General features: G+C 59.6%; 30 protein-coding genes. 1 reads left to right on the top strand and 29 read right to left on the bottom strand.

Annotated elements, in window-relative coordinates:
• Positions 1-22: 22 nt before the first annotated feature.
• From HMPREF1627_RS04025 to rpsL, 27 genes are all read right to left on the bottom strand, one after another.
• Positions 23-598 carry an adenylate kinase gene (locus HMPREF1627_RS04025; RefSeq protein WP_034501343.1) on the bottom strand — a complete coding sequence of 192 codons (576 nt, stop codon included), beginning with the start codon at positions 596-598 and terminating at the stop codon, positions 23-25.
• Positions 595-1,887 (bottom strand): preprotein translocase subunit SecY, encoded by a 1,293-nt coding sequence (secY, locus tag HMPREF1627_RS04020; RefSeq protein ID WP_034501342.1) that lies wholly within the window; start codon positions 1,885-1,887, stop codon positions 595-597. The genes HMPREF1627_RS04025 and secY overlap by 4 nt, the downstream gene beginning before the upstream one ends.
• Before the next feature lie 232 nt (positions 1,888-2,119).
• A complete protein-coding gene (gene rplO / locus HMPREF1627_RS04015) occupies positions 2,120-2,599 on the bottom strand; it encodes a 50S ribosomal protein L15 (RefSeq protein ID WP_034501341.1) in 480 nt (159 codons plus the stop codon).
• A gap of 2 nt (positions 2,600-2,601) precedes the next feature.
• Positions 2,602-2,784 carry a 50S ribosomal protein L30 gene (rpmD, locus tag HMPREF1627_RS04010; protein ID WP_034501339.1) on the bottom strand — a complete coding sequence of 61 codons (183 nt, stop codon included), beginning with the start codon at positions 2,782-2,784 and terminating at the stop codon, positions 2,602-2,604.
• Positions 2,784-3,476 carry a 30S ribosomal protein S5 gene (gene rpsE, locus HMPREF1627_RS04005; RefSeq protein ID WP_034501435.1) on the bottom strand — a complete coding sequence of 231 codons (693 nt, stop codon included), beginning with the start codon at positions 3,474-3,476 and terminating at the stop codon, positions 2,784-2,786. The genes rpmD and rpsE overlap by 1 nt, the downstream gene beginning before the upstream one ends.
• 29 nt (positions 3,477-3,505) lie before the next feature.
• Positions 3,506-3,877, bottom strand: a complete 372-nt coding sequence (gene rplR / locus HMPREF1627_RS04000; RefSeq protein WP_034501337.1) for a 50S ribosomal protein L18 — start codon at positions 3,875-3,877, stop codon at positions 3,506-3,508.
• Complete coding sequence (rplF, locus tag HMPREF1627_RS03995; protein ID WP_034501334.1) at positions 3,877-4,413, bottom strand: 50S ribosomal protein L6; 537 nt, start codon at positions 4,411-4,413, stop codon at positions 3,877-3,879. The genes rplR and rplF overlap by 1 nt, the downstream gene beginning before the upstream one ends.
• A 15-nt stretch (positions 4,414-4,428) precedes the next feature.
• Entirely contained in the window at positions 4,429-4,827 is a 399-nt protein-coding gene (rpsH, locus tag HMPREF1627_RS03990; protein ID WP_034501333.1) for a 30S ribosomal protein S8, read from the bottom strand.
• 62 nt (positions 4,828-4,889) lie between these two features.
• On the bottom strand, positions 4,890-5,075 hold the full coding sequence (locus HMPREF1627_RS03985) for a type Z 30S ribosomal protein S14 (RefSeq protein ID WP_009408789.1): 186 nt from the start codon (positions 5,073-5,075) through the stop codon (positions 4,890-4,892).
• Positions 5,076-5,077: 2 nt separating this feature from the next.
• Positions 5,078-5,623: a 50S ribosomal protein L5 gene (gene rplE, locus HMPREF1627_RS03980; RefSeq protein WP_034501332.1), complete on the bottom strand. Its 546-nt coding sequence runs from the start codon at positions 5,621-5,623 to the stop codon at positions 5,078-5,080.
• A 2-nt stretch (positions 5,624-5,625) separates the two neighbouring features.
• Entirely contained in the window at positions 5,626-6,060 is a 435-nt protein-coding gene (rplX, locus tag HMPREF1627_RS03975; RefSeq protein ID WP_034501330.1) for a 50S ribosomal protein L24, read from the bottom strand.
• A complete protein-coding gene (gene rplN / locus HMPREF1627_RS03970; protein ID WP_034501327.1) occupies positions 6,060-6,428 on the bottom strand; it encodes a 50S ribosomal protein L14 in 369 nt (122 codons plus the stop codon). The genes rplX and rplN overlap by 1 nt, the downstream gene beginning before the upstream one ends.
• A 95-nt stretch (positions 6,429-6,523) precedes the next feature.
• Positions 6,524-6,790 (bottom strand): 30S ribosomal protein S17, encoded by a 267-nt coding sequence (rpsQ, locus tag HMPREF1627_RS03965; protein ID WP_034501324.1) that lies wholly within the window; start codon positions 6,788-6,790, stop codon positions 6,524-6,526.
• A gap of 5 nt (positions 6,791-6,795) precedes the next feature.
• Positions 6,796-7,029 carry a 50S ribosomal protein L29 gene (rpmC, locus tag HMPREF1627_RS03960; RefSeq protein ID WP_034501321.1) on the bottom strand — a complete coding sequence of 78 codons (234 nt, stop codon included), beginning with the start codon at positions 7,027-7,029 and terminating at the stop codon, positions 6,796-6,798.
• Positions 7,029-7,448 carry a 50S ribosomal protein L16 gene (rplP, locus tag HMPREF1627_RS03955; protein WP_034501318.1) on the bottom strand — a complete coding sequence of 140 codons (420 nt, stop codon included), beginning with the start codon at positions 7,446-7,448 and terminating at the stop codon, positions 7,029-7,031. Before rplP ends, rpmC begins: the two co-directional genes overlap by 1 nt.
• A 5-nt stretch (positions 7,449-7,453) precedes the next feature.
• The gene (gene rpsC / locus HMPREF1627_RS03950) at positions 7,454-8,263 is read right to left on the bottom strand and encodes a 30S ribosomal protein S3 (protein ID WP_034501315.1); all 810 of its coding nucleotides are present in this window, start codon (positions 8,261-8,263) and stop codon (positions 7,454-7,456) included.
• The gene (rplV, locus tag HMPREF1627_RS03945) at positions 8,264-8,635 is read right to left on the bottom strand and encodes a 50S ribosomal protein L22 (protein ID WP_034501311.1); all 372 of its coding nucleotides are present in this window, start codon (positions 8,633-8,635) and stop codon (positions 8,264-8,266) included.
• A 35-nt stretch (positions 8,636-8,670) separates the two neighbouring features.
• A complete protein-coding gene (gene rpsS, locus HMPREF1627_RS03940; RefSeq protein ID WP_009408780.1) occupies positions 8,671-8,952 on the bottom strand; it encodes a 30S ribosomal protein S19 in 282 nt (93 codons plus the stop codon).
• Positions 8,953-8,965: 13 nt separating this feature from the next.
• Positions 8,966-9,802 (bottom strand): 50S ribosomal protein L2, encoded by an 837-nt coding sequence (rplB, locus tag HMPREF1627_RS03935; protein ID WP_034501308.1) that lies wholly within the window; start codon positions 9,800-9,802, stop codon positions 8,966-8,968.
• Positions 9,803-9,826: 24 nt separating this feature from the next.
• On the bottom strand, positions 9,827-10,132 hold the full coding sequence (gene rplW, locus HMPREF1627_RS03930; RefSeq protein WP_034501306.1) for a 50S ribosomal protein L23: 306 nt from the start codon (positions 10,130-10,132) through the stop codon (positions 9,827-9,829).
• The gene (rplD, locus tag HMPREF1627_RS03925; RefSeq protein WP_034501433.1) at positions 10,129-10,773 is read right to left on the bottom strand and encodes a 50S ribosomal protein L4; all 645 of its coding nucleotides are present in this window, start codon (positions 10,771-10,773) and stop codon (positions 10,129-10,131) included. Before rplD ends, rplW begins: the two co-directional genes overlap by 4 nt.
• A 2-nt stretch (positions 10,774-10,775) precedes the next feature.
• Positions 10,776-11,441, bottom strand: a complete 666-nt coding sequence (gene rplC / locus HMPREF1627_RS03920) for a 50S ribosomal protein L3 (protein ID WP_034501305.1) — start codon at positions 11,439-11,441, stop codon at positions 10,776-10,778.
• Positions 11,442-11,452: 11 nt separating this feature from the next.
• Complete coding sequence (gene rpsJ / locus HMPREF1627_RS03915; RefSeq protein WP_009408775.1) at positions 11,453-11,761, bottom strand: 30S ribosomal protein S10; 309 nt, start codon at positions 11,759-11,761, stop codon at positions 11,453-11,455.
• A gap of 576 nt (positions 11,762-12,337) precedes the next feature.
• On the bottom strand, positions 12,338-13,528 hold the full coding sequence (gene tuf, locus HMPREF1627_RS03910; protein WP_034501302.1) for an elongation factor Tu: 1,191 nt from the start codon (positions 13,526-13,528) through the stop codon (positions 12,338-12,340).
• A gap of 150 nt (positions 13,529-13,678) precedes the next feature.
• On the bottom strand, positions 13,679-15,802 hold the full coding sequence (gene fusA / locus HMPREF1627_RS03905) for an elongation factor G (protein ID WP_034501301.1): 2,124 nt from the start codon (positions 15,800-15,802) through the stop codon (positions 13,679-13,681).
• An 82-nt stretch (positions 15,803-15,884) separates the two neighbouring features.
• On the bottom strand, positions 15,885-16,355 hold the full coding sequence (rpsG, locus tag HMPREF1627_RS03900; protein ID WP_034501300.1) for a 30S ribosomal protein S7: 471 nt from the start codon (positions 16,353-16,355) through the stop codon (positions 15,885-15,887).
• Entirely contained in the window at positions 16,355-16,729 is a 375-nt protein-coding gene (gene rpsL, locus HMPREF1627_RS03895) for a 30S ribosomal protein S12 (protein ID WP_034501299.1), read from the bottom strand. Before rpsL ends, rpsG begins: the two co-directional genes overlap by 1 nt.
• 1,025 nt (positions 16,730-17,754) lie before the next feature.
• Here rpsL and HMPREF1627_RS03890 point away from each other — a divergent pair.
• Positions 17,755-18,537, top strand: coding sequence for a hypothetical protein (locus tag HMPREF1627_RS03890; protein ID WP_052040834.1), 783 nt, complete (start codon positions 17,755-17,757; stop codon positions 18,535-18,537).
• Positions 18,538-19,196: 659 nt separating this feature from the next.
• Here HMPREF1627_RS03890 and HMPREF1627_RS03885 read toward each other — a convergent pair.
• The gene (locus HMPREF1627_RS03885) at positions 19,197-20,666 is read right to left on the bottom strand and encodes an LPXTG cell wall anchor domain-containing protein (RefSeq protein WP_034501296.1); all 1,470 of its coding nucleotides are present in this window, start codon (positions 20,664-20,666) and stop codon (positions 19,197-19,199) included.
• Between the two features lie 233 nt (positions 20,667-20,899).
• On the bottom strand, positions 20,900-24,799 hold the full coding sequence (rpoC, locus tag HMPREF1627_RS03880; RefSeq protein WP_034501428.1) for a DNA-directed RNA polymerase subunit beta': 3,900 nt from the start codon (positions 24,797-24,799) through the stop codon (positions 20,900-20,902).
• Position 24,800: the final 1 nt, after the last annotated feature.

Raw genomic sequence — 24,800 nt, 5'->3', positions numbered from 1 at the left:
CGAGCGCCATGTACGCAATGCTTTAGTTATTGAGACCGTCCAAGACTGCGAAGATGCGTTCGCTGACTTCGTCAATCGTTCCGCGACCATCGATTGCCTGAAGCAGATCCTGGTCTGCGTAGTAGGTGGCCATGGGCTCGGTCAGTTCATGGTAGATCTCGAGGCGGTGGCGGATCACGGGTTCGGTGTCATCCGCGCGGTTCTGCTCGGTCGCGCGCTTGAGCATGCGAGCAACAACCTCGTCTTCGTCGACCTGAATTTCGAGGACGACGTCGAGGCTGACTCCGAGCTCAGCGAGCATATCGCGTAGGACATGCGCTTGCTCGAGCGTGCGCGGGTAGCCGTCAAGAAGGAAACCATTTGCGGTGTCGGGTGCCGCGAGGCGAACCTTCACCATGGGGTTCGTGACAGAGTCGGGAACGAACTCTCCGCGTTCCATGTACTCCTTGGCACGCTTGCCCAGCTCGGTGCCCTCGGACATATTGGCGCGGAAAATCTCTCCGGTCGAGATCGCGGGAATACCCAAACGCTCGGCGATACGTGCTGCCTGTGTGCCCTTGCCCGCTCCGGGAGGGCCGAGGAGAACGATAGCGGTCATCGCAAGAATCCTTCGTAGTGGTGCTGTTGAAGCTGTGTATTAATTTCCTTCACCGTCTGCAGGCCGACACCGATGATAATCAGAAGGGTCGTGCCACCGAAGGGCATTTGTCCTTGAGAAATATGCAGCGGGATGATCGCCAACGACGGGATCAATGCGACAGTGACCAAGTAGAGAGCACCGGCGGTGGTGATTCGGTTGATCACGTAGCGCAGATATTCAGCCGTCGGACGGCCGGCACGATAGCCGGGAATAAAGCCGCCGTAGCGCTTCATGTTGTCCGCTACTTCATCGGGATCGAAAGTGATCGCGGTGTAGAAGAAGGTGAAGAAGAGCGTGAGCAGGGCGTAGGTGGTCAAGTAGGGCCACGCGTCCTGATGGAAGTTGGCACTGATCCATTGGACCCACTTGGAGTCCTGGCGGCCAAACTGAGCAAGCATCGGGGGGAATGCAAGAAGAGATGACGCGAAGATGACCGGGATAACGCCGGACATGTTGATCTTGAGCGGGATATAGGTGGTGGTTCCACCGTACTGGCGCCGGCCGATCATGCGCTTTGCGTACTGAACCGGAATTCGGCGCTGAGCCTGCTCGAGATAGACGACCACAATTGAGACGACAAGCATGAGGCCGAGGATCGCGAAGACCGCTCCCCACTTACCGCCCTGGCCGATGGTCAGAAGCTGCGCGGGCATACGCGCGGTGATTGAGGTGAAGATCAAGAGGGACATACCGTTACCGATGCCGCGCTCGGTGATCAATTCACCCAGCCACATGATGACGCCGGTACCGGCCGTCATCACGATCATCATGAGGAGGAAAGTCCACACGGAGTTCGAGGGGATGACCTTCTCAGAGCATCCGGCGAAAAGGTTGCCGGAGCGGGCCAGCGAGATCATCGTCGTCGACTGGAGAATACCCAGGAAGATTGTCAGGTAACGCGTGTACTGCGTGAGCTTTGCCTGGCCTGTCTGACCTTCCTTGTGGAGGTCATCGAAGCGCGGAATCACGACGCGAAGAAGCTGGATAATAATCGACGCGGTGATGTAGGGCATGATGCCCAACGCGAAGACAGACAACTGGAGGAGCGCCCCACCGGAGAATAGGTTGACGAGGTCCAGAAGCGAGGCGTCATTTTGCTGAGCTAGACACTTCGCAACTGCCTGCGAGTCAACGCCCGGAGTTGGGATAAAAGATCCAAGACGGAACATCGCCATAATGAACAGCGAGAAAAGAAGCTTCCGTCGAAGATCTGGGGTACGGAATGCCTGCGCGAACGCACTGAGCAAGGCTTCCTCCTAGTAAATGGAATAAATGCGATCCACAGATCGCAGGACTCCCAAAAGCCTACCTGAAATAACACTGATTCTGTGAATTAAAAGTAGCAAACTTGGGAAACTGTGAGATGGGTAAAGGCCCTCTCCCCTATGCACACAATGCTGCTTGCGGGGATTAGGCCCTGTTGATGAGAAAGCGGAACGGGGTGGCCCGGAAACCGAGCCACCCCGTGGCAATCACTGGTCAGCGGGTCTTGATGGATCCGCCAGCAGCAGTAATCTTTGCTTCTGCAGAAGCCGACCAAGAGTCGACCTCAACCTCGAGCTTAACAGTGAGCTCGCCGGTGCCCAGCACCTTAACTGCCCAACCGTCGCGCACCGCATTGCGTGCAACGAGATCCTCGACAGTCACCTTTCCACCTTCGGGGAAAAGCTCCTGCAGACGACCAACGTTGACGACCTGGTACTCAACGCGGAAGGGGTTCTTGAAACCACGCAGCTTGGGAAGGCGCATGTGGATGGGCATCTGTCCACCCTCGAAGCCTGCGGGAACCTGGTAACGGGCCTTGGTGCCCTTGGTACCACGTCCAGCGGTCTTACCCTTTGAACCTTCACCGCGGCCAACGCGGGTCTTCGCGGTCTTTGCACCAGCGGCGGGACGCAGGTGGTGCAGTCGAACGACGCGCACCTGCTCTTCACCGGTGTTCTTCGTGGAGTCCGCCATGGTCAGTCGACCTCCTCAACAGTAACCAGGTGACGCACCGTGTGGATCGCACCGCGAACGGTTTCCGAATCCTCACGAACGACGCTCTGGCCGATCTTGCGCAGCCCGAGGGTGCGCAGTGTGTCCTTCATGTTCTGCTTGGCGCCGATGGAGGACTTGACCTGTGTGATCTTCAGATTTGCCATCACTCAGTCACCCCCGCTGCAGCCTTGTCAGCTTCGCTTGCCTCTGCGGCAGCGCGCTTCTCAGCTTCGCCTTCTGCGCGTGCACGGAGCATCGAGGCCGGAGCAACGCGCTCGAGCGGAAGACCGCGGCGAGCTGCGACTGCTTCGGGCTGTTCCAGAAGCTTCAGTGCGGCAACAGTTGCATGAACAATGTTGATTGCGTTGTCAGAACCGAGCGACTTCGTCAACACGTCGTGGACGCCTGCAGCCTCGAGGACTGCACGGACGGGGCCGCCGGCGATAACGCCGGTACCGGGGGCTGCCGGACGAAGCAGAACCTCGCCGGCCGCGTCGCGGCCCTGAACAACGTGAGTGATGGTACGGCGGATCATGGGGACGCGGAAGAAGTTCTTCTTCGCTTCCTCAACACCCTTGGAAATAGCCTGGGGAACTTCCTTGGCCTTTCCGTAGCCGATACCGACGGTGCCTTCACCGTCACCGACGACAACCAGAGCGGTGAAGGAGAAACGACGTCCACCCTTCACAACCTTGGACACGCGGTTGATGGTGACAACACGCTCGATGTACTGATCTTTGTTTTCGCCCCGACGAGCGTCGCGGTTCTCGCGACCGGAGCGACGGTCACGGCGTTCGCCGTCGCCTGAGCGCTCGGCGCCTTCCTGACCGTTCCTGCTTCGCTGCGATGCAGCCATCAGTTGATCTCCCTTTCCTCGAGCCTCAGTCACAGCTCAAGTCCGCCCTCACGGGCGGCTTCTGCGACTGCCGCAACGCGGCCGTGGTACTTATTGCCACCGCGGTCGAAGACCACAGCGGTGATGCCTGCGGCCTTTGCGCGCTCTGCAATGAGAGTGCCGACCTGGTAGGCCTTGTCCTTCTTCGTACCTTCAGCGGCAACGAGTGCAGCTTCCTTGGTCGAAGCGGAGACCAGAGTGTGACCGATGGTATCGTCCACAATCTGTGCGACCATATGGCGGTTCGAACGGGTGACAACCAAACGCGGACGCGCAGGGGTGCCCTGAACCTTCTTGCGCAGGCGCAGGTGACGACGCTTGCGAGCGACGAACTTGCCCTTGCCCTTGACTGTGTACGCCATCACTTACCAGCCTTTCCAACCTTGCGACGGATGGTCTCGCCCACGTAGTGGATACCCTTGCCCTTGTAGGGTTCAGGCTTCTTGAGCTTACGGATGCGAGCGGCGGTCTCTCCGACGAGCTGCTTGTCGATGCCTGCGACGGTGAACTTCGTCTGAGACTCAACGGTGAACTCGATGCCCTCGGGAGCGGTGACCAGGACCGTGTGCGAGAAACCGAGGGAGAACTCAAGGTCCTTGCCCTTGGCAACAACGCGGTAACCGGTACCGGCGATTTCGAGCTGCTTGGAGAAGCCCTTCGTCACACCTTCGATCATGTTAGCGATCAGGGTGCGAGTCAGGCCGTGAAGCGAACGCGCGACGCGGTCATCGCTGGGGCGGGTCACAACGACCTGGCTTCCCTCGATGGCGACGTTGATCGGTTCAGCCACAACGTGGCTCAGCGTTCCCTTGGGGCCCTTGACGGTAACGTCTGCACCATTGATGGTGACGTCAACGCCGGCGGGGATATCGATCGGATTCTTACCAATACGCGACATTACTCAGCCTCCTCATCACCAGATGTAGGCGAGGACTTCCCCACCCACACCCTTCTCGGCTGCCTGGCGGTCGGTGAGCAGGCCAGAAGACGTGGACAGAATTGCCACGCCGAGGCCGCCGCGGACCTTGGGCAGGTTGGTGGACTTGGCATAGACGCGCAGACCGGGCTTGGAAACGCGCTGCAGGCCCTCGATGGCGGACTCGCGGTGCGAGCCGTACTTGAGGGTGATGACGAGCGTCTTGCCGACCTTGGCATCCTCGACGTCGATGGAGGCGATGTAGCCTTCCTCGACGAGAATCTTCGCGATTGCGGCCTTGAGCTTCGAGTACGGCATTGAAACCGACTCGTGGCGCGCATGGTTCGCGTTACGCAGACGCGTCAGCATGTCTGCGATCGGATCAGTCATTGTCATTTGGGGATTCTCCCCTTCCTCGTCGCGGTTTCTCCGGTAACCCGGGACCTACGACGTCAGTTTTACCAGCTGCTCTTGGTGACACCCGGAAGATCGCCACGAAGGGCGAGCTCACGCAGGCACACACGGCACAGTCCGAACTTGCGGTACACCGAGCGGGGACGACCGCAGCGGTTGCACCGGGTGTAGCCGCGCACGCCGAACTTGGGCTTACGCGCAGCCTTGATCTTCAGTGACGTCTTAGCCATGGTCAGTCCTCCTTAAACGGGAAGCCGAGGTGACGCAGGAGGGCGCGGCCCTCTTCGTCGGTGGAGGCCGAGGTGACGACCGTGATATCCATGCCGCGAACGCGGTCGATGGAATCCTGATCGATCTCGTGGAACATGGACTGCTCCGTCAGGCCAAAGGTGTAGTTGCCGTGTCCGTCGAACTGCTTCGAGGACAGACCGCGGAAGTCACGAATACGCGGAAGCGCAGTCGAGAGCAGACGGTCAAGGAACTCCCACATGCGATCGCCACGCAGCGTCACGAAAGCGCCAATAACCTGGCCCTCACGCAGCTTGAACTGTGCGATCGACTTCTTCGCCTTACTCGTCTGAGGCTTCTGGCCAGTGATGGCAGTGAGGTCGCGGATCGCGCCCTCAAGTGCCTTCGAATCACGAGCCGCCTCGCCGACGCCCATGTTGACAACGATCTTGACAAGACCGCCAACCTGCATGGGGTTTTCGTGCTTGAACTCTTCGCGCAGAGCGTCACGAATTTCGGAGTTGTACTTTTCCTTCAAACGCGGGGCCATTGTCAGATCTCCTTGCCCTGCTCGATACCGCGGCGAGCACCGCCACGGGTGACGCGGACGCGAACGGTGCGCGTACGGCCGTCACGCTCAACGGTGTCCTCGCGGAAGCCAACGCGAACGCGCTGCTTCGTCTCGGGATCCACCAGAGCAACCTTCGACAGCGAGATCGGAGCCTCGACGGTGATGATGCCGCCGGCCTGGCCCTGAGTCTGTCCCTGACGAACATGGCGGGTCTTCAGGTTAATGCCCTCAACGAGGACCTTTTCCTCAGCGGGGAAAACGCGGATAACGCGACCCTGCTTGCCCTTGTCGCCGGGCTTGAGGGGCGCGAGGCCCTGCTCTGCACGGCGAGCATTGCGCTTTGCGAGTTCCTTTTCATCCGAGGTACGTCCACGAACGACCTCGACCAAGTCACCCTTACGAATCTTCGCTGCCATCAGATCACCTCCGGTGCGAGAGAAACGATTCGCATGAACTTCTTTTCACGCAGCTCGCGGCCCACGGGGCCGAAGATACGCGTACCGCGGGGTTCACCGTCATTCTTGAGAATGACTGCCGCGTTTTCATCGAAACGGATGTAGGAACCGTCGGGGCGACGGGTCTCCTTGCGCGTACGCACGATGACCGCCTTGACGACGTCCCCCTTCTTAACATTGCCGCCAGGGATAGCATCCTTGACGGTGGCGACGATCACGTCGCCGATTCCGGCATAACGCCGACCAGATCCGCCGAGAACACGGATGGTGAGGATTTCCTTAGCACCTGTGTTGTCGGCGACCTTCAGTCGCGACTCCTGCTGGATCATTTTCTACTGACTCCTGTCGTCGAGCCGGTTCTCTGCCCCGGAGTTTCCTCCGGGGCCGAGCCTTGCCGAACGGATTTCGGTCTGTTAGGCGAATGTCACTTCGCCTTTTCGAGAATCTCGACCACGCGCCACCGCTTGGTGGCGGAGAGCGGACGAGTCTCCATAATCAGGACGAGGTCGCCAACGGAGCACTCGTTGTGCTCGTCGTGAACCTTGACCTTCTTGCTCTTGCGCATAACCTTGCCGTAGAGGGCGTGCTTGACACGGTCCTCAATCTCAACGACAACGGTCTTGTCCATCTTGTCACTGGTGACGTAGCCACGACGGACCTTGCGCTCGTTGCGCACAGTGCTTTCTGCCATGTTTGTCACTCCTCAGTGCCAGGTGCGGTGCGGTAGCCAAGCTCCCGTTCACGCGCGATGGTGTAAATGCGGGCGATATTACGACGAACAGTCTTCATACGACCGTTGTCTTCAAGGGAGCCAACTGCCTGCGCGAAGCGGAGGTTGAAGAGCTCAGCCTTTGCCTTCTCGAGTTCGGTGGACAGTTGTGCATCGTCCATGGCGTCGAGATCGGCGGTGGTCAGACCCTTTTCGGCCATCAGTTGTCACCACCCTCGCGGACCACGAAACGGGTCTTCATCGGAAGCTTGTGCTGGGCGCGACGCATTGCCTCGCGGGCAAGAGCCTCGGGCACGCCGGCCAGCTCGAACATGATGCGTCCCGGCTTAACGGGAGCGACCCACCACTCAACGGCACCCTTACCGGAACCCATACGGGTTTCGGCGGGCTTCTTGGTCAGCGGGCGGTCGGGGAAGATGTTGATCCACACCTTGCCACCACGCTTAACGTGACGGGTCATTGCGATACGAGCAGCTTCGATCTGACGGTTGGTCACGTAGGCACCCTCAAGTGCCTGAATGCCGTAATCGCCGAATGCGAGCTCCGTGCCGCCGGTCGCAAAACCGGTGCGGTGCGGGCGGTGCTGCTTACGCCACTTAGTACGACGGGGAATGAGCATTGGGCTCAGGCCTCCGTTCCGGTCTCGGTAGCGGCAGGTGCCTCAGTTGAAGCTTCCTGCTGCTGAGTGTTCTCCTGCTGCTGCTGGCCACGCTGGCCGCGACGCGGGTTGCGGCGCTCGCCACCACGGCGTCCGCCGCGGTTGGCCTGCTCAGCCTGCTGGCGGGCAAACTCACGCTCGGTGATATCGCCCTTGTAGATCCACACCTTGACGCCAATACGACCAAAGGTGGTACGCGCCTCGTGGAATCCAAAGTCGATGTTCGCGCGCAGGGTCTGCAACGGGACACGGCCTTCGCGGTAGAACTCGCTACGGCTCATTTCAGCGCCACCCAGACGGCCGGAGACCTGGACACGGATGCCCTTGGCTCCCGCACGCTGTGCAGACTGAATACCCTTACGCATCGCACGACGGAAAGACACACGGGCAGCGAGCTGCTCGGCGATTCCCTGTGCGACCAGCTGTGCAACCAAGTCGGGGTTCTTGACCTCGAGGATGTTCAGCTGAACCTGCTTGCCGGTGAGCTTCTCCAGGTTCTGGCGAAGACGATCTGCTTCTGCTCCGCGGCGACCAATAACGATACCGGGGCGAGCGGTGTGCAGATCGACGCGAACGCGGTCGCGCGTACGCTCAATATCGACCTTTGCAATACCTGCACGCTCAAGATTCTCAGTCAGGTTCTTACGAATTGCGACGTCTTCTGCAACGTAGTCGGCGTAACGCTGACCTGCAGTCGTCGAATCGGAGAACCAACGAGACCGGTGATCAGTAGTGATTCCCAGGCGGAACCCGGTGGGGTTAACCTTCTGGCCCATTTACCGGTCTCCCTTCTTCTGATCTTCCTTAGTGCCGACCACAACAGTGATGTGGCTCGTGCGCTTAAGAATGCGTCCTGCACGGCCCTGAGCGCGGGGGCGGAAGCGCTTCATGGTGGGACCTTCATCAACAAAGGCTTCGAGGATCAAAAGATCCGCCTCGTTGAAGGTTTCCTTAGCGGCTTCTGCCTTCACCTTCGCGTTAGCGACGGCGCTCAAGAGAACCTTGCGGACATCGGTGGCGACGGCCTGCGGGGCAAACCGCAGAATGTCGGCTGCCTCCAAAGCAGCCTTGCCGCGAACCTCGTTCACGACACGGCGTGCCTTCTGGGGCGTGACGCGGACAAAACGCGCCTGCGCCTTGGCTTCCATGAAATCCTGCCTTTTCTTCCGTACGCAAGGCCGGCTCAGCGCCGACGTCCCTTGCGATCGTCCTTGTCGTGGCTACGGAAAGTACGCGTGGGAGCGAACTCTCCGAGCTTGTGGCCCACCATCGACTCAGTGACGAAAACGGGCACGTGCTTGCGACCGTCGTGCACGGCGATGGTCAGTCCCAGGAAATCCGGGGTGATGACCGAACGACGCGACCAGGTCTTGATAACGTTCTTCGAGCCGGATTCGACCGCCGCGTCAACCTTCTTCATAAGGTGATCGTCGACGAAGGGGCCCTTCTTCAAACTACGAGGCATTCCCAGCTCCTACTCAGCGATTCTTGCCGGTCTTGCGACGACGCACGATCATGCGGTCGCTGGCCTTGTTCGGACGACGGGTGCGGCCCTCGGGCTTGCCCCAAGGCGACACAGGGTGACGACCACCAGAGGTACGGCCTTCACCACCACCGTGCGGGTGGTCAACCGGGTTCATAACAACACCACGGACATGCGGGCGCTTGCCCTTCCAGCGCATACGGCCGGCCTTGCCCCAGTTGATGTTGGACTGCTCGGCGTTGCCGACCTCACCAATGGTTGCGCGGCAAGTGATTTCGACGTTGCGAATTTCACCGGAAGGCATACGCAGCTGAGCGAAGCGGCCTTCCTTTGCGACGAGCTGAACCGAGGTACCAGCACTACGAGCAATCTTTGCGCCACCGCCGGGGTAGAGCTCCACAGCGTGGATCACAGTACCGAGGGGGATGTTGCGCAGGGGCAGGTTGTTGCCGGGCTTGATATCGGCCGCGGGGCCAGCCTCGACAATGTCGCCCTGGTTGAGCTTGGCGGGTGCCAGGATGTAGCGCTTCTCGCCATCCGCATAGTGCAGGAGGGCGATACGAGCGGTGCGGTTGGGGTCGTACTCGATGTGAGCAACCCGTGCGGGCACGCCGTCCTTGTCGTGACGACGGAAGTCGATCACGCGGTAGGCGCGCTTGTGGCCGCCGCCGCGGTGGCGGGCAGTCACACGGCCGTTGTTGTTACGGCCGCCAGTCTTGTGCAGCGGACGCACCAGCGACTTTTCGGGCTCGGAACGAGTGATCTCGACGAAGTCAGAGACGCTCGAACCACGACGACCCGGGGTCGTGGGCTTGTACTTGCGAATTCCCATGATTTTCCTCTAGTTCTCCGACGCTCAGGCCTGCTCGCCGAAGATGTCGATGGTGCCTTCACGCAGGGTCACGATCGCGCGCTTGACATCCTTGCGCGTGCCGATTCCGTTGCGAGTGCGGTAAACCTTGCCCTTGCGGTTCTGCGTCGCCACAGAAGCAACCTTCACGCCGAAGATTGCTTCGATCGCCATCTTGATCTCGGTCTTGTTCGAGCGAGGATCAACTTCGAAGGTGTACTTGCCCTCATCCATCAGGATGGAGGACTTTTCGGTAACAACCGGACGCAGGATGATGTCGCGGGGGTTCTTAGCGGATTCGATCGAGCTCACTTCGTTTCCTCCTTGGTGCCAAGGAATGCCTCGAGGGCGCCCTGGGTGAAGATGACATCTTCGTGATCGAGGACGTCGTAGGTGTTGAGCTGATCGGCCCACAGCACGTGAACTTCGCGTGCGTTACGCAGCGAAAGAGCGGTGAGCTCGTCGCCGCGCTCGAGCACGACGAGTGCCGGACGATCGGCAACAAGAGCGCGAACCGCAGCCAGTGCCTGCTTGGTCGAGGGCTTCTCACCTTCGAACAGAGCGGTCACGACGTGGATGCGACCATTGCGTGCGCGGTCTGACAGAGCCGAGCGAAGAGCGCCCACCTTCATCTTCTTGGGGGTGCGCTGCGAGTAATCGCGAGGCTGCGGACCGTGGACGATGCCACCGCCGGTGAAGTGAGGTGCACGGATCGAGCCCTGACGAGCGTTACCGGTGCCCTTCTGGCGGAACGGCTTCTTGCCACCACCGGAAACCATGCCACGCGTCTTGGTTGCGTGCGTGCCCTGACGGCCTGCAGCAAGCTGAGCGACGACGACCTGGTGCATCAGCGGAATATTGGTCTCAACGTCAAAGACCTCTGCGGGAAGATCGACCGAACCGGCCTTCTTACCCTGCAGGTCCAGAACATCGATGGTACGGATTTCAGACATGATCACGCACCCTTCACAGCGGAGCGAACCAGCACGATGCCGTTCTTAGGTCCGGGGATTGCACCCGAGATCAGGAGCAGACCCTTTTCCACGTCGACGGCCTGCACGTGCAGGTTCTGGACGGTACGACGGACACCACCCATGTGGCCAGCCATACGCTGACCCTTGAAGATGCGACCGGGGGTTGCGCAAGCACCGATCGAACCGGGCTTACGGTGGTTACGGTGAGAACCGTGAGATGCGGACACGCCAGCAAAACCGTGACGCTTCATAACACCGGCAAATCCCTTGCCCTTGGTGTTACCGGAAACATCGACAAGCTGTCCTGCTTCAAAAATCGAAGCATCCAGTTCCTGACCGAGCTCGAAGTTATCAGCCTCGGAGGTACGGACCTCGGCGAGATGACGACGGGGAGCAACCCCAGCCTTTGCGAAGTGAGCAGCCAGGGGCTTGGTCACCTTGCGAGCATCGATTTCGCCAAAGCCAAGCTGGATTGCGGTGTATCCGTCGGTTTCCTCAGTGCGGAGCTGAGTAACGACGTTAGTGCCGACCTGCACGACAGTCAGGGGCACGAGGCGGCCGTCGGCGTCCCAAACCTGGGTCATACCGAGCTTGCGGCCGAGCAGCGCCTGAACAGGCGCAGCAGCGTGCTGCTTATTCTTTGTCATTGCAGATTACCTCAGAGCTTGATCTCGATGTTGACATCCGCGGGCAGATCGAGACGCATGAGCGAATCGACGGCCTTAGGCGTCGGGTCGATGATGTCGATGAGCCGCTTATGCGTACGCATTTCAAACTGTTCGCGGCTGTCCTTGTACTTATGGGGCGACCGAATCACGACAAACACGTTCTTTTCGGTCGGCAGCGGCACCGGGCCCACGACAGTGGCACCTGCTCGCTGCACGGTGTCCACGATCTTGCGCGCGGAGCTGTCGATGACCTCGTGGTCATACGACTTGAGCCGGATGCGGATCTTTTGTCCCGCCATGCCGTCTTACCTCTTCTCGTACAGATTCGGCGCCGGTACCCGTACTCGGGCGTGTCACTCTTCGCGAGAGCGCCCAATGCGGACCGGCGTCTTGTCCAAAGATCTTGGGCATTTTGCCCGGTTAAACAGTGATTGCACTGTCTAACCGCCCTACCTCTAGTAGGGCAACCCTTCTATTTTTGCAGAAAGACGCAGGTCTCCTCAAGCTTGAAGCCAAGGAAACCTGTGTGAATCCACTGACATAGAAGGTATGCGCACACATTGCTCCGGTGGAGGTACTGTGCGCACCGAGTTCCTACACTACACCGCACTCGGGCGTGTCGCAAAGTCAGATCGGTCACTTCCCCTGCCAAACCCAGCGTTTTTCTCCATCGCCGAGGCCTCGCTGGAGTCGCAGATCACCCAATTTGGTGCACTTCCCCCCAAAGAGCTGGCGCCCACTCCCCCACGCTTAGGGAACCATCGCGTACCGAAACTAGCCATGGCCTCGGCAATTGCAATAAAAAGGAGCAGGCCCGCTCAACTGAGCGGACCTGCTCTACTGAAGAATCAGCGATCGCTATGCGATCAACAAAGTCACTTCAGGATCTTGGTCACACGACCGGAACCAACGGTGCGGCCACCTTCGCGGATTGCGAAGCCGAGGCCGGGCTCCATGGCGATGGGCTGGATCAGCTGAACGGTGATCTCAGTGGTGTCGCCAGGCATGACCATGTCGGTGCCCTCGGGGAGGGTGATGACGCCGGTCACGTCGGTGGTACGGAAGTAGAACTGAGGACGGTAATTCGAGAAGAACGGGTTGTGACGTCCGCCTTCTTCCTTCTTCAGGATGTAGACCTGGCCCTCGAAGTCGGTGTGAGGCGTGATGGAGCCGGGGACGGCCACAACCTGGCCACGCTCGACCTCGTCGCGCTTGGTGCCACGGAGAAGCAGACCACAGTTCTCGCCTGCCCATGCTTCGTCCATCGACTTGTGGAACATTTCGATGCCGGTGACGGTGGTCTTCTGAGGCTCGCGGATACCGAGGATCTCAACTTCGGAGTTGATCGGCAGCTTGCCACGCTCGACACGACCGGTGACGACGGTGCCACGACCGGTGATCGTGAAGACGTCTTCGATCGGCATGAGGAAGGGCTTGTCCATGTCGCGCTCGGGGGTGGGAACGTAGTCGTCCACAGCATCCATGAGCTCTTCGACCTTGGCGGTCCACTCGGGGTCACCCTCGAGGGCCTTGAGTGCAGAAACCTGGATGACGGGAGCGTTCTCGCCGTCGAAGCCCTGCGAGGACAGGAGGTCGCGGACCTCTTCCTCAACGAGCTCCAGCATTTCTTCGTCATCAACCATGTCGGCCTTGTTCAGGGCGACGAGGATGGTGGGCACGCCGACCTGACGGGCGAGCAGAACGTGCTCGCGGGTCTGGGCCATGGGGCCGTCGGTGGCGGCGACAACGAGGATGGCGCCATCCATCTGTGCCGCACCGGTGATCATGTTCTTCACGTAGTCAGCGTGGCCGGGGGCGTCAACGTGTGCGTAGTGACGCTTCTCGGTCTGGTACTCAACGTGAGAGACGTTAATGGTAATACCGCGATCGCGCTCTTCAGGAGCGTTGTCGACCTGATCGAAGGGGGTGAACTCGTTCAGATCCGGGTACTTGTCGTGCAGAACCTTGGTGATTGCTGCAGTCAGCGTGGTCTTGCCGTGGTCAACGTGACCGATGGTACCGATGTTGACGTGCGGCTTGGTGCGCTCGAACTTGGCCTTCGCCACTTGTGTCCTCCTGGACTCGGGTAGAAATTCTCAGCCTATGGCTAGGTGTCAGCATAACACCCAATGGGGCATGAGACCTACAGGTTTATTGATTCTTGTCAGGTTGGTCACAACTAAGAGGTTTCTTAGCCGTGACCAACCCTGTGGGACTCACTCGCCCCGAGACTTTCCGATGATCTCATCCGCGACGTTACGCGGGACCTCGGCGTAGCTATCGAACTGCATGGAGTACACCGCGCGGCCCTGCGTCTTGGAACGCAGATCGCCGATGTAACCAAACATTTCGGACAGCGGAACCTGTGCGCGGACCACGCGCACACCGTGCTGCTCATCCATGGACTGGACTGCACCACGACGAGAGTTGAGGTCGCCGATGACGTCGCCCATGTACTCTTCGGGCGTACGGACCTCGACGGCCATGATCGGCTCGAGCAGAACCGGAGAAGCCTTCTTTGCGGCTTCGCGGAATGCCATCGAACCGGCGATCTTGAAGGCCATTTCCGAAGAGTCAACTTCGTGGTATGCACCATCAAGCAGGGTTGCCTTGACGTCGACCATCGGGTAACCGGCAAGAACACCATTCTGCATTGCGTCCTGGATACCAGCGTCGACCGAGGGGATGTATTCGCGAGGAACGCGTCCACCGGTGACCTTGTCCTCGAAGATGTACTCTTCTTCGGAATCAGCCGGGATGGGCTCGAGTGCAATGATGACGCGCGCGAACTGACCGGAACCACCGGTCTGCTTCTTGTGCGTGTACTCGAACTTTTCGACGTTCTTACGGATGGTCTCGCGGTAAGCAACCATGGGCTTACCAACGTTTGCCTCGACCTTGAATTCGCGACGCATACGGTCGACGATGATGTCGAGGTGAAGCTCGCCCATACCGCCGATAACGGTCTGGCCGGTTTCGGCATCGAGCTCAACCGTGAAGGTCGGGTCCTCTTCTGCCAGCTTCTGGATGGCAACGCCCATCTTTTCCTGGTCGGCCTTCGACTTGGGCTCAACGGCCACGTGGATCACGGGCTTCGGGAAGGTCATAGACTCGAGGACGACCGGCTTGTCGATCGCGCAGAGCGTATCGCCAGTGGTCGTATCCTTCAGGCCGATAACCGCGTAGATGTGGCCTGCATGTGCCTCTTCGACCGGGTTTTCCTTGTTGGAGTGCATCTGGAAGATCTTGCCGATGCGCTCCTTCTTGCCCTTGGTCGAGTTAAGAACCTGCGAGCCTGCCTCCAGCTTGCCCGAGTAAACACGGACGAAGGTCAGCTTGCCGTAGAAGGGGTGGGCAGCAATCTTGAATGCAAGAGCTGCGAAGGGTTCCTTCTCCGAGGCCTCGCGGACCTCGTTGCGCTCTTCGTCGTCATGACCGGGCTTGAAGCCGCGAACCGCGGGGATATCCAGCGGCGAGGGCAGGTAGTCGATGACCGCGTCAAGCACGGGCTGAACGCCCATGTTACGAAGTGCGGTACCGCAGAAGACGGGGAATGCGCGACCGGAGATGGTCAGTGCACGCACGCCTTCCTTGATCTGCTCAATGGTCAGCTCGCCGTTTTCGAGGTAGGCCTCGGTCAGCTCATCGGAGCCTTCCGCAGCTGCCTCGACGAGGGCCTCGCGGTACTCTTCCGCCTTCTCCTGGAGTTCTGCGGGGATCTCGCCACGGACGACAAGCGCACCAAGGGTGGGCTGGCCGTTCTCGTCTTTGGCGGGGTAACGCACAGATTCCATGGTCAGCAGATCGATGGTTCCCTCGAAGTCATTCTCCGCGCCGATGGGCAGGTGCATGACGATCGGGGTTGCGTGAAGGCGATCGCGAATGGTCTGAACCGAGAAGTAGAAGTCCGCACCCATCTTGTCCATCTTGTTGATGAAGCAGATACGGGGGACGTCATACTTGTCAGCCTGACGCCACACGGTCTCAGACTGGGGCTCGACACCTTCCTTACCGTCGAACACAGCGACTGCACCGTCGAGGACGCGCAGCGAGCGCTCAACCTCAACCGTGAAGTCAACGTGACCGGGGGTGTCGATGATGTTGATTTGGTTTCCGTTCCAGAAGGAGGTGACGGCTGCGGAGGTGATGGTAATACCACGCTCCTTTTCCTGCTCCATCCAGTCGGTGGTGGAGGCGCCATCGTGCGTCTCACCAATCTTGTAGTTGATGCCCGTGTAGAACAGGATTCGTTCGGTCACGGTGGTCTTGCCGGCATCGATGTGAGCCATGATGCCGATGTTGCGAACCTTCTTGAGGTCAGTAAGCACCTCGTGTGCCACTACATCAGTCCTTCGTTTGAAGTGAGGGTGTTAAAACATCCTGCCCGCTCCGGATGGGGTCATCGCGAAGCGGGAGGGGTGATCACCAGCGGTAGTGAGCGAACGCGCGGTTCGACTCAGCCATCTTGTGCATGTCCTCACGACGCTTGACAGCGGCGCCAAGACCATTGGAGGCGTCGAGAATCTCGTTGGCGAGACGCTCGGTCATGGTCTTCTCACGACGCTGGCGTGAGAAGTCCACCAGCCAACGCAGTGCGAGGGTGGTCGCACGTGCGGGGCGAACCTCAACCGGAACCTGGTAGGTCGCGCCACCAACACGGCGGGAACGAACCTCGAGGGCCGGGCGAATGTTGTCCAGTGCGCGCTTAAGCACGGAAACGGGTTCCTGCTCGGTGCGCTCACGAACGATTTCAAGTGCGCCGTAAACGATGCGCTCTGCGACGGTCTTCTTACCGTCGAGCAGCACGCGGTTCACGAGCTGGGTCACGATCTTGGAGCCGTATACCGGGTCGTCGACCAGCGGGCGCTTGGGAGCGGGGCCTTTACGAGGCATTACTTCTTCTCCTTCTTTGCGCCGTAACGGGAACGGGCCTGCTGGCGACCACGGACACCCTGGGTGTCGAGGGCGCCACGGACGATGCGGTAACGCACGCCGGGGAGGTCCTTCACACGACCGCCACGAACGAGGACGATCGAGTGTTCCTGCAGGTTGTGGCCTTCACCGGGAATGTACGCGGTGACCTCGATGCCCGACGAAAGGCGCACACGAGCGACCTTACGCAGAGCCGAGTTCGGCTTCTTAGGGGTGGTGGTGTACACACGGGTGCACACGCCGCGACGCTGGGGCGAGCCCTTGAGCGCGGGGGTCTTCACCTTTGCGCGCTTGGTGCTGCGGCCCTTGCGGACGAGCTGCTGAATGGTAGGCACTGGTTCTCCAGTTCAATTCCGTCTACGGTTTAAGGATTTCCTTAAACCCATGTCTCAGTCTTCCATGACTGTCCTTATCCCCCAGCGCGCACAGCGATCCGCCAGGGGCCGGCGTGCCATGATAACGGGGCTAAGCCGCGTCAGAGAATGACACCCGGAGCTCCGACGGAGGGAGCCCGCGCGTTCCACATTTGGCTCATAGTCGCCGCGATAAGATCACGGAGAAGAACCGCTCGGGAACTGTCCACACATAACGTGGACATAGGAAACCCGTACAGTCACGGGTACCGCGTTCAAGAATAGTCAGCTATTCCCACTCCCGTCAAAGCCAGATTGTTCACATTATTTGTGGGACTGCCCACTTCTGACTTAGCTCACCCATTCCTGGTTCCGCTCCCCCATTCCTGGTTTAGCTCGCTCACCTGCGGCCTCAGAACAGCGATAGGCCCGGAACGAGTGAGCTAAACCAGGAGTGCAGTGCACTAGAACAGAACCAGCACTAGGTGAAAGCTCCCCGTTGCACCGCTCGCTATCCTTCTTTCCACAGGAATACCCATTTCCACAGGACTGTCGGGAAATAGGCGTTTTCCACAACTACATCGTTCGTACTTTCGGCGTCGCCTGCTAGTGGCGACACTTGCAAAATGAGCCCCGTTACCATTGAGAACATTCAAACTCGACATAACGCTTTCCGTCATTTACGCGAAGATTCAGAGGTCTGCCGAATTCGCCGCGGGTATTATGCGCGTTTTCATTCGCCAGACAACGTTCCTCTGTGGGATTTGTGGCAGGCCGTTGCGCTCTCCCGCATATTCGCATCAGCTGCGCTTGCCCGAAGCGGTCGTGTATTTACCGGAAGATCCGCGTTGCTCCTTCACTCAATCCCTACATGGGTCACGAATCCCAATGTTGAGTATTGGCGGAAAGACGGGTGTAGAAGAACTATCCCCTTCTCTAGTGTGCAGTTTCAGAGCAAGAGCGTTCCTCCGTGTGCGATTACTCTTCGTTCTCAGGAACCTCACGCGGTGGTACGACTTCCTGAAGGCCTCATTGTTGAGTCGATTGAAAGTGCAGTAGTTCGAATTGCACTCAACGAAGAACCTCTTGAAGCCTTTGTCGCCGCGTGCATGGCGTTACATTCACTTTCGGACTTTTCGCGTTATGCGCTAGAAATATCTCGCACTCGCGTTGAGATAGCAAGAGACAAGCTATTGACGGTATTACATGATCGACTAACGCACAGGAACTATGCGATCGCACATTCGATTCTCGCTTTTGCCGACGGTGGCTGCGACAACATTTTCGAGGCCGCGGTCCTTTGGGTGGTCCGCACTCTTTACCCGGGTGAAGTGGTCACACAATTTGAGATTCACGGCAGATATGGTCGCTACTTCGGTGACATTGTTATTCCCGCTCTCCACTTGATCATCGAGACAGATGGCGTGAGCAAGCTTTCTTTTCCGCGTTCAGATGGATTATCCGCTGAAGACGCATGGATGCGTCGCCAGCAGGATCTCATTAATCTCGGATGGAACATCTTCAGAGTCTCTTGGGCAGACCTTGAAGACTTCGCAGCTTTACGTCGTGCTATTGCGTCACATTTAGGGATAAGACGTCTTCCGCCGAGTTCAGAATGCGCACGAATATGGGCTCTTCCCAGCGCTGAATGCGATGGGCCGAAACGTCGCATCCATACAAAGAGACATCGCTCAGCCGGATTTCTAAGCGCCGATGACCAACCGGACTCCGGGTTTGGCTCACCCATTCCTGTTTTAGCTCGCTCACCTGCGGCCTCAGAACAGCAATAGGCCCGGAATCAGTGAGCTAAACCAGGAGATGGCAGAGGACGGAGGGCAGAGGGCGGAGGACGACGCGCCGCGGACGACAGAAGACAGACGGAGGACACCGACCGGTCCCGACATAACGACACACAACGGGATAACAGCAGAAGACAGACGAAGGTCTTAGCCGCCACGCAGAAACGGTAAAGGGGACCTTGATCGACTCAACCATCTTCCACACATCAGACCAGTTGATGGAAAGCATTGTTGATGTCCTCTTTCAGTTCCGAAACCCCGCATCCCAGAGCCAGATCAGCTCCCTTTCCATCCCCGTTTGTGTCTCCATAGACGTGGGCCACCGCAGACCCGAGGGCAGACGGGAACCACCACCACCTATTCAACCGCACGGTCGGCCCCTCGAGGTGGGACCTCGTGCGTTCTGTCGGATTGCGTGCACAATCTGTCAGAGTGGGCAAGCTGGCGCCCGCATGCTTCGCCCCCCTACGTGGAAAGTCTCTCTCCCCGACAGCCTCGCTCCCTGACCGAGGTCGGGCCCGCGGAGCTTAATGCCGGGGCGCCACGGCGGTATCAGCCCTGTCACCGACGACGGCAATCGCAGGGGATGCACGAGGGCCCGGCCCCCTCGCGGGGACCGGGCCCTGTGACGTTGTCGACCGGATCTCCGATCAGTGTGCGCGGCGCCTCGCCGCTACGAGGCCGACGCCGGCGACGCCTAGCAGGCCGACGAGCGCGATGGCAACTCCGGTGTTTGCGCCAGTGCGGGCAAGCTTGTTGCCTTCAGTGCTCTTGCCGCCCGTGGGCTGCGCCTGCTCAGGAGTCGACTGCGCCTGCTCAGGAGTCGACTGGGACTGCTCGGCAGTGGGCTGGGACTGCCCAGGAGTCGGCTGGGACTGCCCAGGAGTCGGCTGGGACTGCCCAGGAGTCGGAAGCTCGGGGAAATCGCACGTCGAAGACTGCGAGGTATCGGACTCGACGATGGCTGCACCACTCGTCGTCGTCCCCGAGATCTTCACGAGCGGAGTAACCTCAGCGCTGCCGGCGATAAGGAACGAGAACTTCACCGACCCGTTGGCGGGAAGCTCCAGATTCTTGAAGGTCAGAACCTTACCCGCGACCGTCGGCTCGGGGGCACCACTGACCGACTGGGGAACGTAGGTGGCGTCGTCCGACAGGGTTGCAATGACCGTCTGAACCGACTTGACATCACGGTTCGGGTTCGTGATCGTCACGCCGATGGTGCGCGTCGCGGTGGAGTCGGCACCCGGCTGGGCGACGGCGCACGTCGCGGAGGACAGCGCGACCTGGCCCTTCGGCGAGAAGGAGGTGACGAGAGAGTAGTCGACCGTCGCATTCGGCTCGAGGGTACGAGTCCAGCTCAGAGCCATGCCGTTGTCCCGGCTAGAATCTGCTCGCTCGAGCTTGTTGGGCAGCGGGGCGCGATCCTTGAGCTTATTCCAGACCTCGTTAAAGGAACTGTAGTAGTAGTTCGAACCGGCGGTTGTCGGGACGAACTGCTCGACTCGGCCACGATCCGTATGCTTGCCGGTTTGCGGATCCTCCGCTCGGCAGATGACCGTCCCCGTGCTCTCGTCGTACTCACCGAAGCCGTAATCGTTGTCCTGAAGGTAGCAATCCGCCGCGTGGTAAAGAGTAAAATCCTGAGCTGCATCCGAAATGTTCTTCACTGACGAGGTCGTTGCGTAGAAGTCATTGCCCGTTGAGTAGGTGTCCGTCTGCGTGATCTCGAATCCACCGCCGCGAACGACAGTCGTGAGGACCCACGGATCGGCTTGAGTACCCGTTCCTGACTTCGTTTGCGAGACCGGCGTCCAGGCGATCCTCCCCATCCGCCTCGCAGCTGGAGAATTCAGCTTCCCCGGACCGAACAGCTCGGATCCCACAGCGAGGAAGGTCCCACAGTCGGCTGGATTCTGAGCGGATCGACTGTTGTAGAACTCGTTGAACCTATCGCCCTGATAGTTGATCGAGCAGTTGAGCGTGTCGGAGATGGCGATCCGGACAAGCGGACCTTCCGTATCCTCAATCATGGGACCGGCGGCGAAGGCTGCCAACGAGTTGAGAACGAGGGTCGCGGAGCCGAGCGCTGCAATGACCAGCTTCTTGGACAGGCGCATGAGGAGACATCCTTAAGCGTTAACGGATAGTGTGCAGCCAATCTAGCATCCGCGCGTCAGCTTTCCAAATTGTTGAACTTGTAATGTTCGATCGTCGCCGCCTGTGCTTGATCTGCGCCGCCGTGAGACATCCCCGGCGCGCTCAGGGCAAGCAAGCAGACACGACAAAGAACCCCGGCCTCGTCACGCTTACGCGGAAGAGGCCGGGGAACTTCAGGAAACCGCTGAGGCGGTTACTCCTTGAAGGTCATACCGAAATCGATTGCACCAAGGGCATCCAGGAAGTCCGCGGACACCTGGCCGTCTTGGAAATCGAGCTCGGTGTAGTTCGAGTTCGCCAGAGCCTCGGGCGTGGGCTCGACCGTAACGTTGTTGTAACGCGACAGGCCGGTACCAGCCGGGATGAGCTTACCGAGAATGACGTTCTCCTTGAGGCCAAGAAGCTGATCCGACTTGCCGTTCATTGCGGCCTCGGTCAGGACCTTCGTGGTCTCCTGGAAGGATGCAGCAGACAACCAAGAATCGGTTGCCAGCGACGCCTTGGTGATACCCATGAGCATCTGACGACCGGAAGCCGGCTGTCCACCCTCGGCAGCAACCTTACGGTTCTGCGCGAGGTAGGCCATGCGGTCAACCAGTTCACCCGGCATGAAGGTCGTGTCGCCCGGCTCCAGGATGGTGACCTTGCGGAGCATCTGGCGAACGATGACCTCGATGTGCTTGGAGTGGATACCCACACCCTGATCGCGGTAAACCTTCTGGACCTCGTCGACGAGCTGCTTCTGGGCCACGTTGCGGCCCATGATGCGCAAAACTTCCTTGGGATCCAGCTGGCCTTCGGTCAGTGCGGTACCGGCATCGATGTGCTGTCCTTCTTCCACCAGGAGCTTCTGGCGGCGAGAAACCTCGATGACCAGGTCTTCCTTGGCGTCATCACGGATGATGACAATGCGACGCACCGAAGGATCTTCGTCGTCAATGTGAACGCGACCAGCGGCCTCGTTCATCTTGGCTTCGATCTTCGGGCTACGCGCTTCGAAGAGTTCCTGAACACGCGGCAGACCCTGCGTAATATCGGCTGCCGAGGCCGCACCACCGGTGTGGAAGGTACGCATCGTCAGCTGGGTACCCGGCTCGCCAATCGACTGAGCAGCAATAATGCCGACGGCCTCGCCGATGTCAACCTGCTTGCCGGTGGCCAGCGAGCGACCGTAGCAGGTCGCACAGGTGCCGACCTGAGATTCACAGGTCAGGACGGAGCGGCAGACAACTTCCTCCACGCCAGCTGCAACGAGCTGTGCGAGCAGATCGTCACCCAAGTCGCTTCCTGCCGGAGCAACAACGGTGCCATCTTCTGCAACCGCATCGCGAGCAAGGGTACGTGCATACGCCGTGGTCTCGATGGTGTCCAGAGCTTCCCATTCTCCCGCAGAGTTCTTCTGCGCGATCTGGATGCGCACGCCCTGGCGGGTGCCACAGTCGGCCTCGCGAACGATGACGTCCTGCGAGACGTCGACGAGGCGACGGGTCAGGTAGCCCGACTCTGCCGTACGAAGAGCGGTATCGGCCAGCCCCTTACGAGCGCCGTGGGTTGCGATGAAGTACTCGAGAACCGTCAGGCCCTCGCGATAGTTCGCCTTAATGGGCTGCTCGATGAGCTTCTGCTTCGGGTCGGACACGAGGCCACGCATACCAGCAAGCTGCTGGACCTGCGACCAGTTACCACGTGCGCCGGAAGAAACCATGCGGTACACGGTGTTACGTGCCGTGAAGTGTTCACGCATATCCTGCGCGACCTCTTCGGTGCACTTGAGCCACAGGTCAACCAGCTCTTCGTAGCGGGTTTCCTCGAGGATAATACCGGTCTCGAACTGATCCTGGATCTCGGCGGCCTTGGCCTCGTAACGAGCAAGGATCGCACGCTTGTTCGGCGATGCCTGAATATCCGAGAAGGCAATGGTGATGCCCGACCAAGTCGACCAGTGGAAACCAGCGGACTTGAGTGCATCCAGGCAGTCAGCAACCAGAACATTCGGGTAACGCTCGGTCAGGGTGTTGACGATCTGGCCCAGCTGCTTCTTGCCGACAACTTCGTTGACGAAGGGGTAGTCGACAGGGAGCTGCTCGTTGAAGATCGCACGACCCAGCGAGGTTTCCAGAATGATGTCGTCGCCCTCGCTCCAGCCTTCGGGAGCTTCCCAATCCAGCGGAGGAACGATACCCGAGAAACGGATACGAGCGCGCTGGTTCAGGTGAAGATCGCCGTTATCGAAGGCCATGCGGGCCTCGGCAACAGTGGAGAACACGGGGACGATTTCCTCGCCGTTGTCATCGCGGGCAACCTCAACCGAGGGATCGGGATCCGAGGTCAGGTGGAACAGACCGATGATCATGTCCTGAGAGGGCATGGCCACGGGGCGTCCATCCGAGGGCTTCAGAATGTTGTTGGTCGACAGCATGAGGATGCGGGCTTCAGCCTGCGCCTCTGCACCCAGCGGCAAGTGGACTGCCATCTGGTCACCGTCGAAGTCAGCGTTGAAGGCGCCACAAGCCAGCGGGTGAAGCTGGATTGCCTTACCTTCAATGAGCTGAGGCTCGAAGGCCTGAATACCGAGGCGGTGCAGCGTAGGTGCACGGTTCAGCAGAACCGGGTGCTCGCGGATAACGTCATCGAGGACGTCCCACACCTCGGGGCGCTGACGCTCAACCTTGCGCTTTGCAGCCTTCACGTTCTGCGCGAAGTTCTTCTCAACCAGGCGCTTCATAACGAAGGGCTTGAAGAGCTCCAGAGCCATCTGCTTGGGCAGACCACACTGGTGGAGCTTGAGCTGAGGTCCAACGACGATAACGGAACGACCCGAGTAGTCCACGCGCTTACCCAGAAGGTTCTGGCGGAAACGACCCTGCTTGCCCTTGAGCATGTCAGAGATGGACTTGAGCGGACGGTTACCGGGGCCTGCGACGGGACGGCCACGGCGGCCGTTGTCGAAGAGCGCGTCAACGGATTCCTGAAGCATGCGCTTCTCGTTGTTGACGATGATCTCAGGCGCACCCAGCTCGAGCAGACGCTTGAGTCGGGTGTTGCGGTTGATCACGCGACGGTACAGGTCATTCAGGTCGGAGGTCGCGAAACGGCCACCATCAAGCTGAACCATGGGGCGAAGATCCGGCGGAATAACCGGGATGTTCGTCAGAACCATGGACTCGGGCTTGTTGCCGGTCGCAACGAATGCGTTGATGACCTTCAGGCGCTTGATCGCACGAGTCTTGCGGGGACCGTTCTCGTTCTGAATGATCGAACGCAGCTGTTCGACTTCGGCTTCCAGATCAAAGGTCTGCAGACGCTTCTGGATAGCAGAAGCGCCCATGTCGCCCTTGAAGTAGGTGCCGTAGCGAGCAACCATCGCGCGGTACAGGCGCTCGTCACCTTCAAGGTCACCGACCTTGAGGGACTTGAAGCGCTCCCAAACGGTCTCCAGGCCTTCAATATCGCCGTCGTAACGACGACGGATCTTGGCCATGTCGCGCTCGCCAGCCTTGCGGCGGCGTTCAATCTCGGTTGCGGAGGCATCGGAAGCTTCGAGCTGGGCGATCTCGGCTTCCAGGCGCTCTGCGAATTCGTTGATAGCGGCATCGCGCTGGTTTTCGAGGTGGGTCTTTTCGACCTCGAGCTCGGAACGAAGATCCATCAGGTCTTCGTCACGGCCCTTCTCGTCAACCTCGGTGATCATGTAGGCAGCGAAGTAGATGACCTTTTCGAGGTCCTTCGGAGCCAGGTCCAGCACGTAGCCCAGGCGCGAGGGAACACCCTTGAAGTACCAAATGTGGGTAACGGGAGCTGCCAGGTCGATGTGACCCATACGCTCACGACGCACCTTGGAGCGCGTCACCTCGACACCACACTTTTCGCAGATGATGCCCTTGTAGCGCACGCGCTTGTACTTACCACACGCGCATTCCCAGTCGCGGGTGGGACCGAAGATCTGCTCACCGAACAGGCCGTCGCGCTCGGGCTTGAGCGTGCGGTAGTTGATGGTCTCCGGCTTCTTCACTTCACCGTGGCTCCACGAGGCGATGTCCTCGCCCGTGGCCAGGGTGATCTTCAAACTGTCGAACGTCTTGGCGTCCAGCAAA

The organism is Actinomyces sp. S6-Spd3 (assembly GCF_000758755.1).
GTDB lineage: Bacteria > Actinomycetota > Actinomycetes > Actinomycetales > Actinomycetaceae > Pauljensenia.
The sequence above is the reverse complement of the archived record's forward strand: the minus strand, read 5'-3'. Positions and strand labels throughout refer to the sequence as shown.

What these genes read in the sequence shown, in the direction of transcription:
- rpsE (WP_034501435.1), bottom strand. Translation starts at nt 3,476, where the DNA reads ATGGCTGCATCGCAGCGAAGCAGGAACGGTCAGGAAGGCGCCGAGCGC.
- rplC (WP_034501305.1), bottom strand. Translation starts at nt 11,441, where the DNA reads ATGACAAAGAATAAGCAGCACGCTGCTGCGCCTGTTCAGGCGCTGCTC.
- rplD (WP_034501433.1), bottom strand. Translation starts at nt 10,773, where the DNA reads ATGTCTGAAATCCGTACCATCGATGTTCTGGACCTGCAGGGTAAGAAG.
- rpsC (WP_034501315.1), bottom strand. Translation starts at nt 8,263, where the DNA reads ATGGGCCAGAAGGTTAACCCCACCGGGTTCCGCCTGGGAATCACTACT.
- rplP (WP_034501318.1), bottom strand. Translation starts at nt 7,448, where the DNA reads ATGCTCATTCCCCGTCGTACTAAGTGGCGTAAGCAGCACCGCCCGCAC.
- rplB (WP_034501308.1), bottom strand. Translation starts at nt 9,802, where the DNA reads ATGGGAATTCGCAAGTACAAGCCCACGACCCCGGGTCGTCGTGGTTCG.
- rplR (WP_034501337.1), bottom strand. Translation starts at nt 3,877, where the DNA reads ATGGCGTACACAGTCAAGGGCAAGGGCAAGTTCGTCGCTCGCAAGCGT.
- rpsS (WP_009408780.1), bottom strand. Translation starts at nt 8,952, where the DNA reads ATGCCTCGTAGTTTGAAGAAGGGCCCCTTCGTCGACGATCACCTTATG.
- HMPREF1627_RS03885 (WP_034501296.1), bottom strand. Translation starts at nt 20,666, where the DNA reads ATGCGCCTGTCCAAGAAGCTGGTCATTGCAGCGCTCGGCTCCGCGACC.
- rpmC (WP_034501321.1), bottom strand. Translation starts at nt 7,029, where the DNA reads ATGGCCGAAAAGGGTCTGACCACCGCCGATCTCGACGCCATGGACGAT.
- rpmD (WP_034501339.1), bottom strand. Translation starts at nt 2,784, where the DNA reads ATGGCAAATCTGAAGATCACACAGGTCAAGTCCTCCATCGGCGCCAAG.
- rplV (WP_034501311.1), bottom strand. Translation starts at nt 8,635, where the DNA reads ATGGAAGCCAAGGCGCAGGCGCGTTTTGTCCGCGTCACGCCCCAGAAG.
- rplN (WP_034501327.1), bottom strand. Translation starts at nt 6,428, where the DNA reads ATGATCCAGCAGGAGTCGCGACTGAAGGTCGCCGACAACACAGGTGCT.
- rplF (WP_034501334.1), bottom strand. Translation starts at nt 4,413, where the DNA reads ATGTCGCGTATTGGTAAGAATCCGATCGATATCCCCGCCGGCGTTGAC.
- rplE (WP_034501332.1), bottom strand. Translation starts at nt 5,623, where the DNA reads ATGGCCCCGCGTTTGAAGGAAAAGTACAACTCCGAAATTCGTGACGCT.
- rpsG (WP_034501300.1), bottom strand. Translation starts at nt 16,355, where the DNA reads ATGCCTCGTAAAGGCCCCGCTCCCAAGCGCCCGCTGGTCGACGACCCG.
- rpsJ (WP_009408775.1), bottom strand. Translation starts at nt 11,761, where the DNA reads ATGGCGGGACAAAAGATCCGCATCCGGCTCAAGTCGTATGACCACGAG.
- rpsH (WP_034501333.1), bottom strand. Translation starts at nt 4,827, where the DNA reads ATGACAATGACTGATCCGATCGCAGACATGCTGACGCGTCTGCGTAAC.
- HMPREF1627_RS03985 (WP_009408789.1), bottom strand. Translation starts at nt 5,075, where the DNA reads ATGGCTAAGACGTCACTGAAGATCAAGGCTGCGCGTAAGCCCAAGTTC.
- rpsQ (WP_034501324.1), bottom strand. Translation starts at nt 6,790, where the DNA reads ATGGCAGAAAGCACTGTGCGCAACGAGCGCAAGGTCCGTCGTGGCTAC.
- rplX (WP_034501330.1), bottom strand. Translation starts at nt 6,060, where the DNA reads ATGGCAGCGAAGATTCGTAAGGGTGACTTGGTCGAGGTCGTTCGTGGA.
- HMPREF1627_RS04025 (WP_034501343.1), bottom strand. Translation starts at nt 598, where the DNA reads ATGACCGCTATCGTTCTCCTCGGCCCTCCCGGAGCGGGCAAGGGCACA.
- rplO (WP_034501341.1), bottom strand. Translation starts at nt 2,599, where the DNA reads ATGGCGGACTCCACGAAGAACACCGGTGAAGAGCAGGTGCGCGTCGTT.